The sequence below is a fragment of the Mesobacillus campisalis genome, from assembly GCF_000986785.1.
GTDB lineage: Bacteria > Bacillota > Bacilli > Bacillales > Cytobacillaceae > Mesobacillus_B > Mesobacillus_B campisalis.
Genome location: NZ_LAYY01000026.1, coordinates 38,245 through 45,673, shown reverse-complemented (window position 1 = coordinate 45,673; position 7,429 = coordinate 38,245). Strand labels below are relative to the sequence as shown.

The 7,429-nt window shown below is 45.2% G+C and carries 6 protein-coding genes; all 6 read left to right on the top strand.

Translation table 11 applies throughout. From position 1 onward, the window contains the following. Window positions 1-97: 97 nt before the first annotated feature. Window positions 98-1,285, top strand: a complete 1,188-nt coding sequence (locus tag WQ57_RS18470; RefSeq protein WP_046525237.1) for a CpaE/TadZ family protein — start codon at window positions 98-100, stop codon at window positions 1,283-1,285. 13 nt (window positions 1,286-1,298) lie between these two features. Further along, entirely contained in the window at window positions 1,299-2,636 is a 1,338-nt protein-coding gene (locus tag WQ57_RS18465) for a TadA family conjugal transfer-associated ATPase (RefSeq protein ID WP_046525236.1), read from the top strand. Between the two features lie 2 nt (window positions 2,637-2,638). Further along, window positions 2,639-3,604 (top strand): type II secretion system F family protein, encoded by a 966-nt coding sequence (locus tag WQ57_RS18460; RefSeq protein WP_046525235.1) that lies wholly within the window; start codon window positions 2,639-2,641, stop codon window positions 3,602-3,604. Between the two features lie 3 nt (window positions 3,605-3,607). Next, window positions 3,608-4,540: a type II secretion system F family protein gene (locus tag WQ57_RS25780; protein WP_052948816.1), complete on the top strand. Its 933-nt coding sequence runs from the start codon at window positions 3,608-3,610 to the stop codon at window positions 4,538-4,540. Between the two features lie 64 nt (window positions 4,541-4,604). After that, a complete protein-coding gene (locus WQ57_RS25775; protein WP_052948815.1) occupies window positions 4,605-4,943 on the top strand; it encodes a helix-turn-helix domain-containing protein in 339 nt (112 codons plus the stop codon). Window positions 4,944-5,593: 650 nt separating this feature from the next. Next, window positions 5,594-7,420, top strand: a complete 1,827-nt coding sequence (locus tag WQ57_RS18445; protein WP_046525234.1) for a polysaccharide biosynthesis protein — start codon at window positions 5,594-5,596, stop codon at window positions 7,418-7,420. Window positions 7,421-7,429 lie beyond the last annotated feature (9 nt).

Genomic DNA, 7,429 nt, shown 5'->3' with positions numbered 1-7,429 from the left:
TCATGCTTCGTAACGAAGAGGATAAGGAGACCGGCAAGAAAGGCTACACGGAAACAAGGGAAATCATCAAGGAAGATGACGATAAGGAGGAATAAACGTGAGCATTTACTGGTTCTATTTTTCTGATACCAATACGGATCCAGGCGACCTGGCTGCCTATTTGGATAAAAAGGAATATTCACTGGTCAGCACAAATCATCTGGAAAGCCTCCACAAACAGCTGGTCGAAAACCAAACTTCCGTTTTGTTTTTGAAGGCGAACTCGGTCTACAATGTTTACGACCTATGCCAGGAGATTTCGGTTTCCTACCCGCATGTCTATGTGATTCTCATTGTTCCTGACAATATGGAAAATGTGAAAAAAGCGATGAATATGGGTGCGTCTGATATATTACGAGCTTCCTATACTAATGAAGAAATGCGGGAGGCTGTGCAGCAGGCGATCCGTTTTATGGAACACCGCTCCGGCAAAGGGAAGGTATATGCACAACTTCCCAAGGAAAACAGCGCTGTGCTGGCAGTCTGCGGTCCCAAGGGCGGCATCGGCAAAACTTCCTTCACCGCAAATCTGGCTATTGCATTCTCAAAAAAGGGGAAAAAAGTGGCCGTCATTGACGCCAACATCCAGTTTGGTGATATGGCTATGTATTTTAACGAAAAACCAAAGCGGACCATCTATGAATGGGTCAAGGAAGCGTACGGGCGCACCAACTATACCATCGACCAGTATATGCTTCAGCACCCAAGCGGTGTGGCGATCCTCGCAGCGCCTCCTCGCCCGGAGTTTTTTGAAGGAATCACCGAGCAGCATTTGAAAACCGCTATAGATGAAGCTAAAAAGCTCTACGATGTCGTGCTCATTGACATGCCGGGTTATTTATCCGATATTCATATGAGCTGCCTAGTGCAGGCAAATGAGATTTTACTGCTCACCGCCAATGATTTATCCGTCATCAGGATTACCAAGCTTTATCTTGAAACACTGGACACCCTGCAGCTTAAAGATAAGGTCAAAGTGATCCTAAATAAAAATACGAAAAAACAAGGTTTGGAACTTAGCAAACTGAAAGAAATCATCGATATGGACATCTATTCTGTTCTTCCAGAGCAGGGGAAAGTTGCCACGGGTGCCATTGCTACTGGCCTTCCATTCGTTATATCAGACCCGAGAAACCAGCTGAGCAAATGTATTCTGAAGCTGTCGGAGAAATTGGCAGTCAAGGAGGAGCCTGAGCAGGCCGTCCAAACAAATAAGGTAAAGCGCAGATTTCTAATTAGTACGTAAGGAGGGGAATGTAATGTCTCTTTTTACACGTTATAAAGAAGAAAAACGTGAAATGGAAAATGCTCCTGTTTTTGTGCAATCAAAGCAGAAGTCCAAGCGGTTTTGGGAGGTCGAAGCAAGCCTCCATAGCTATCTTCTTGATGAGTTAAAAAAATACCAGGGCAGAACCCAGGAAGAAGAAACCAAGGTCATTGAAGAACTGAGCCAAGTCTACTTTGAAGAAGAAGAAAGCCGTTTAAGCTTTGAGGAAAAACAGGAGCTGATCAGCTATGTAAAGCACGAACTTCTTGCCTATGGGCCAATCACACCGCTGCTGGAGAATCCTCAAGTATCCGAGGTCATGGTGAATGGTCCGAAAGAAGTTTATTTTGAGAAAAACGGAAAGCTATTCAGGAGCGAAACAGTTTTTGAGGATGATCTCCATGTCATGCGGGTGATCGAGAAAATCGTGGCCCCGATCGGCCGCCGCGTTGATGAAAGCTCCCCGATGGTTGATGCCCGTTTGCCTGACGGATCACGGGTAAATGCCATCATTCCGCCGCTTGCTTTAAAGGGCCCCTCGCTGACAATCCGTAAGTTCTCGGAAACGCCATTTACCATTCATGATTTGATTCGCTTTGGCACGTTAAGCGAGAATATGGGGGAGTTTCTCGATATTTGTGTAAAATCAAAACTAAATATTTTCATCAGTGGAGGAACGGGCTCTGGTAAAACGTCGACACTGAACGTCTTATCCTCCTTCATCCCAAACGAAGACCGGATTATTACGATAGAAGATGCTGCCGAATTGAAACTGAACCAGGAGCATATTGTCTCGCTTGAATCCCGGCCTCCCAATATTGAAGGCAAGGGACATATCTCGATTCGCGATCTTGTGCGGAACTCCCTGCGGATGCGGCCTGACCGCATAGTCGTCGGTGAGGTGCGCGGTGCCGAGGCCCTGGATATGCTGCAGGCGATGAACACCGGACACGATGGCAGCTTGAGTACGGGACACGCCAACTCTCCACGCGATCTTGTCGCCCGTTTGGAAACTATGGTTATGATGGCAGGATTTGATCTTCCCGTAAGAGCGATTCGTGAACAAATTTCAGGCGCTATCCATTTAATTGTCCAGCAGGCGAGGATGAAAGACGGAACCCGGAAAATCACCCATATTACGGAGGTTTTGGGAATGGAAGGCGATACGATCGTTCTCCAAGATCTATACTTATTCCGGGAATCCGGCCTGGGCGATGACGGAAAAATTGCCGGTCAATTTGTTTCAACAGGAATTCGTCCGAGATTCACGGAACAGCTGGAGCTTAATGGATATAAAATGCCAGCTTCCTGGTTTGCGAGTGAGTGGTAGGCATGGATAATACATTATTAACGCTCCTGTTCATTTTCCTTGGATCAAGCTTAATTATATTCCTTCTATTAAAAAATGTTTTTAAAAAGAGGTGGATGGAAAACCGGATGAAGGACTTCCTGCCAGTCAGGAAGGAAGAGGAAACAGAGCAGAATGCGGCTGAAAAAGAAAGGCAATTAAAAGGAGCCCTGTTTTCCGCATCCAGGCTATTTCGAAATATCCAGTTCAGCCAACGTACCGAGAAACTCCTGCTTGAAGCGGGAAGTGCATTGAAGCCGGAAGAGTACTTATTTGTTCGGGTGTCCCTTTTTTTCCTGGCAGGGATAGGTGCTTTCCTGTTCGCCTTCCCTTGGTATGTATGGGTGATGGCGGCTGTCATGGCTTATGTACTTCCTGATATCCAGATGAAAAGGAAGCGTGAAAAACGACTAAAGATGATTTCCTATCAGCTGGTTGAAATCCTGGGAATGATGGCCAACTCCATGCGTGCCGGGTTCAGCTTCATGCAGGCGATGCAGCTTGTCGGGAAAGAAATGCCGGCACCTTTAGGACCCGAGTTCGAGCGGGTGGTCAGAGAGTCCAGCCTTGGTGTTCCTCTTGATGATGTTTTTAAGGAAATGGTGAGGCGCCTGCCTAATAAGGAACTCGAAGTCGTCGTACGGGCGATCCTGGCCCAGCGAAAAAGCGGGGGCAACCTTGCCGCCCTGATGGAAACAATGGAAGACACCGTTAGAGGGAGGATCCGCATTCTTGAGGAGCTGAACACCCTCACAGCCCAGGGAAGAATGTCTTCCTGGGTCATCACTTTGCTGCCGGTGGGCTTGGGATTATACCTTGCTTTGGTTAACAAGGAATATTTTGATCCCATGCTCAATCATCCATTAGGATTATTAATGCTGACAGTTGCAGGGATATCGATTATTACGGGGTGGTTCTTTATTCAAAGAATTATCAAGATTGAGGTGTAGGAAATGGTGAATGTAGTTTTATTATTTTTAGCTGCCGGATTCTTCACCTTTACGATTGCCGGCATTTTAATGACTGTGTATAAAAAGGAACTTGCATTTAACCAGCGGGTATCCAAGCATTTTGGGGAGAGTTTGATCACCGCAGATCAGCCTGAAGAAGCGAAACAAAAGAAGACCATCCTATCGGGATTGATCGAAAAATACTGGGAAAAAGGAACAAACTATCTGAATAAACGCCTTTCAAAAACAGAGCGAAAAAAGCTGGACACCCTGCTTCAGGACGCCGGCTATCCTTTTAAAACGGCCATCGATTTCCGCCTGTTTCAATTGGTTATGGCGATTGGCGGCGGGGCAGGGATGGGGCTCCTTATACTTCCTGGCGTTGAGGAAAAATCGGCAGGGTGGATGCTGGCCATTACCGTTGCCTTCCTCGGATTCCGCCTGCCCGTTTTCTATCTCGGCAAGAAGGCAACAGCGCGGATTAAGGAAATTAATAAAGGAATGGCAGACTTTTTTGATACGGTGAACCTTCTCCTTGAGGCGGGTATGGGTCTCGACCTGGCCCTGGCCGATGTCTCCCGGAAAATGAAAGGGCCGATTGCCGATGAGTTTATCCGCACACTGGAGGACATGAAGCTTGGCATGTCCAGAAGAGAAGCGTTTTATGAGCTGCGAAAACGGGTTCCTTCCGATTCGTTTCAAAGCGTCATCAACTCATTAATTCAGGCTGATCAGCTGGGGATTGGTATGGCGAAAGTACTTGGGAACCTGACAACAAGAATCCGGGAGCAGCGACGGGAAGCAGCACGGGAGCAGGCGATGAAGGCCCCGGTGAAAATGCTGTTCCCGATGGTATTTTTCATTTTTCCTTCGTTGTTTATCGTCATTCTTGGCCCTCTCGTTATTACCCTTGTTACTAAAGGACTGGGCGGCTGAATAAACATTGTTTAAAGAAGTGGAGCGTTGCCCGATGGTTTGCTAAAGAAGTGGAGGTTAAAAAGTGGATGGAAAAAAGCTGAAAGAGCTGCGCATGAAGAAAAGTCTCACTTTGAGCAGATTAAGTGAACTGACGGGGATTTCCAAATCTTATTTGAGCCTAATTGAGCGGGATATCCAAAACAATCCCAGCCTTGATATATTGCAAAGACTTTCCCGCCATCTTGATATAGAAGTGGAAGACTTGGTCAAGAATGATATTGACCAGAGGGAGGTCGTTCTGAATGCAACGCCAACTGTAAAAAGCACATTTAAAGTGGAAATTGAATTTTCCGAGGAGCAAATGAGTCCGCAAAAGCTACAACAGATTAAAGATTTAATCAATAACCTGAAACAAGGTTAAATACTTTCTCAGGCTGCTAAAAAAGTTGTTTGGCAGCTTATTGTTTTTCGAGAAATTTCAGCATACTGTTCGATATATGAATCCTGCCCCTTCCCCTATCTACAGTGTTTAAAGCAAATACCGTCAAATAGTTTAATTTGTGCAAATCTACTGATGTAACTCTAGGGAATTATAGAAGAAGCAGGGAGAAAAATGTCAAATTATAAACAAAAATATATTACCTTAATATTCCATTTTTGATTGACATGTTCTTTATACAGAATTACCATAATAGTTAATAAATGTTGAATAATATTAAGTTGAATTAATCTTTAATAGACCCAAGAAAAAATTTTGCGAATAATGTTCTTTATAAAGAATGGCGGTCGGGTGATGTCTTCTTACCTTTATCAATGAAGGCACTCGGTCATGCTGTGGGCGTAAAGCCTTAGACGCAAGTCGTCGGGAGTGTGATGTGAGGAGGGGTTGGATGCCCCGCTTATTAAAATTTTTCATTATAAGGTCTCATCCGAGATCCTATAATGAAAGGTTTTAACGAGGAGGAAAGGGAGAGCTGCGAGTGGCCAGTGTTTTTTTTCTTCTTTAACAGCCGCGTAAAATGACTGGTGTTCTGCAGACAAACAAAGAAAGGATTTGGGAGGGGCTTATCCATGACCTATAAGCAAAGGTTAAGTTTATTCATTTTGATTGATTCAAGCATTGTCCTTACGGCTGTTTTTGTTAGTTTATTTCTTGTTAAATGCACACTGGAAGTTTTTATTCTGCCAACGGTGGTCAGTGTCATTGCCATCTTATTAAGCCATCATTTTTTCTCATTCAGATTTCATTTGTACAGAAAGGCTTGGGAATATGCAAGTCTGGGAGAATTATTAATCATTTTCAAGGTAGTTACTTCTTCAATTATTGTGGCGGCGATTCTGCAGAGGATTGTTTTGGAAGAAATTTTCTTCAGGCTGCTGGCTGTCACGTGGCTGCTTCATATCCTTCTAATCGGCGGTTCACGATTTTGCTGGAGAATGTACCGTGATTCTATTAACCGTGAAAATACGGACCAAAAGCGGACGCTCGTTGTCGGAGCAGGGGCAGCAGGAACAATGGTGGTACGCCAATTGCTGAAAAACAAGGAAGCCGGGCTTCTACCAGTAGGTTTTATCGATGATGACCCAAACAAGCAGCAGCTGGATATTATGGGCATTCCAGTTATAGGGGGATCTCACAAAATTGTCTGGGCTGTTAATCATCTTGAAATTGAACATATCGTCATTGCCATTCCTTCACTTAAAAGAAAAGACTTGAACACCATCTTTCAGGAATGTGCCGAAACCGATGCGAAAACGCAAATTTTGCCGATGATAGAGGACTTGGTCACCGGTAAGGTTTCTGTCAAACAGTTCCGGGATGTACAGGTGGAGGATTTATTGGGAAGGGAGCCTATCCAGCTTGACATTACGAGGATTTCTCAATATGTCACTGGAAAAACGGTATTGGTGACGGGGGCGGGTGGATCGATCGGTTCCGAAATATGCCGGCAGGTCATCCCTTTCCATCCGGCCCGTCTCATTTTATTGGGGCACGGAGAGAACAGCATCTATTCCATTGAAATGGAGCTCAAGGAGAGCAATGCCGAGTTTCCTGGAGAAATCATTACAGAAATCTCCGATATGCAAGATGCCGGCAAGATGGAGCTGGTGATGAGAACATATCGGCCGGACGTCGTTTACCATGCAGCTGCCCATAAGCATGTCCCGCTGATGGAAAGGAACCCGGAAGAAGCAGTGAAAAACAATGTGATTGGAACCATGAATGTAGCACAGGCAGCCAGTTTATATGGAGTCAAAACCTTTGTTATGATTTCGACCGATAAAGCAGTGAACCCAACTAGTGTAATGGGTGCCACAAAGCGTCTGGCAGAAATGATTGTTCAGGCAATGGATAGGCACAGCGGTACAAGATTTGTCGCAGTCCGTTTCGGCAATGTGCTCGGCAGCCGGGGCAGTGTCATCCCTTTGTTTAAGAGGCAAATCGAAAAAGGCGGGCCTGTCACAGTAACCCATCCGGATATGATCCGCTATTTTATGACCATTCCCGAAGCCTCAAGGCTCGTAATTCAGGCTGGCGCACTGGCAAAGGGAGGAGAGGTTTTTGTCTTGGATATGGGCGATCCGGTAAAAATTGTCGACCTTGCCAAAAACCTGATCAAACTATCGGGAAATTCCGTAGAGGACATAGGCGTGGAATTTACGGGAATCAGGCCAGGAGAGAAGTTGTTCGAGGAACTTTTAAAGGAAGAGGAAGTGCATGAACAGCAGATATACCCGAAGATTTATATCGGAAAAACCTCAGAACTATTTATTGAAGATATCCAGGACCTGCTTGAAAATCTTGCGTCCATGGAAAAGGCGGACCTGAGGGAAAGATTATTGCAGATTGCGAACCGAAAAGCATCACAGGATACTCCTCTATCGATCTCTATTTAAATGGGAATA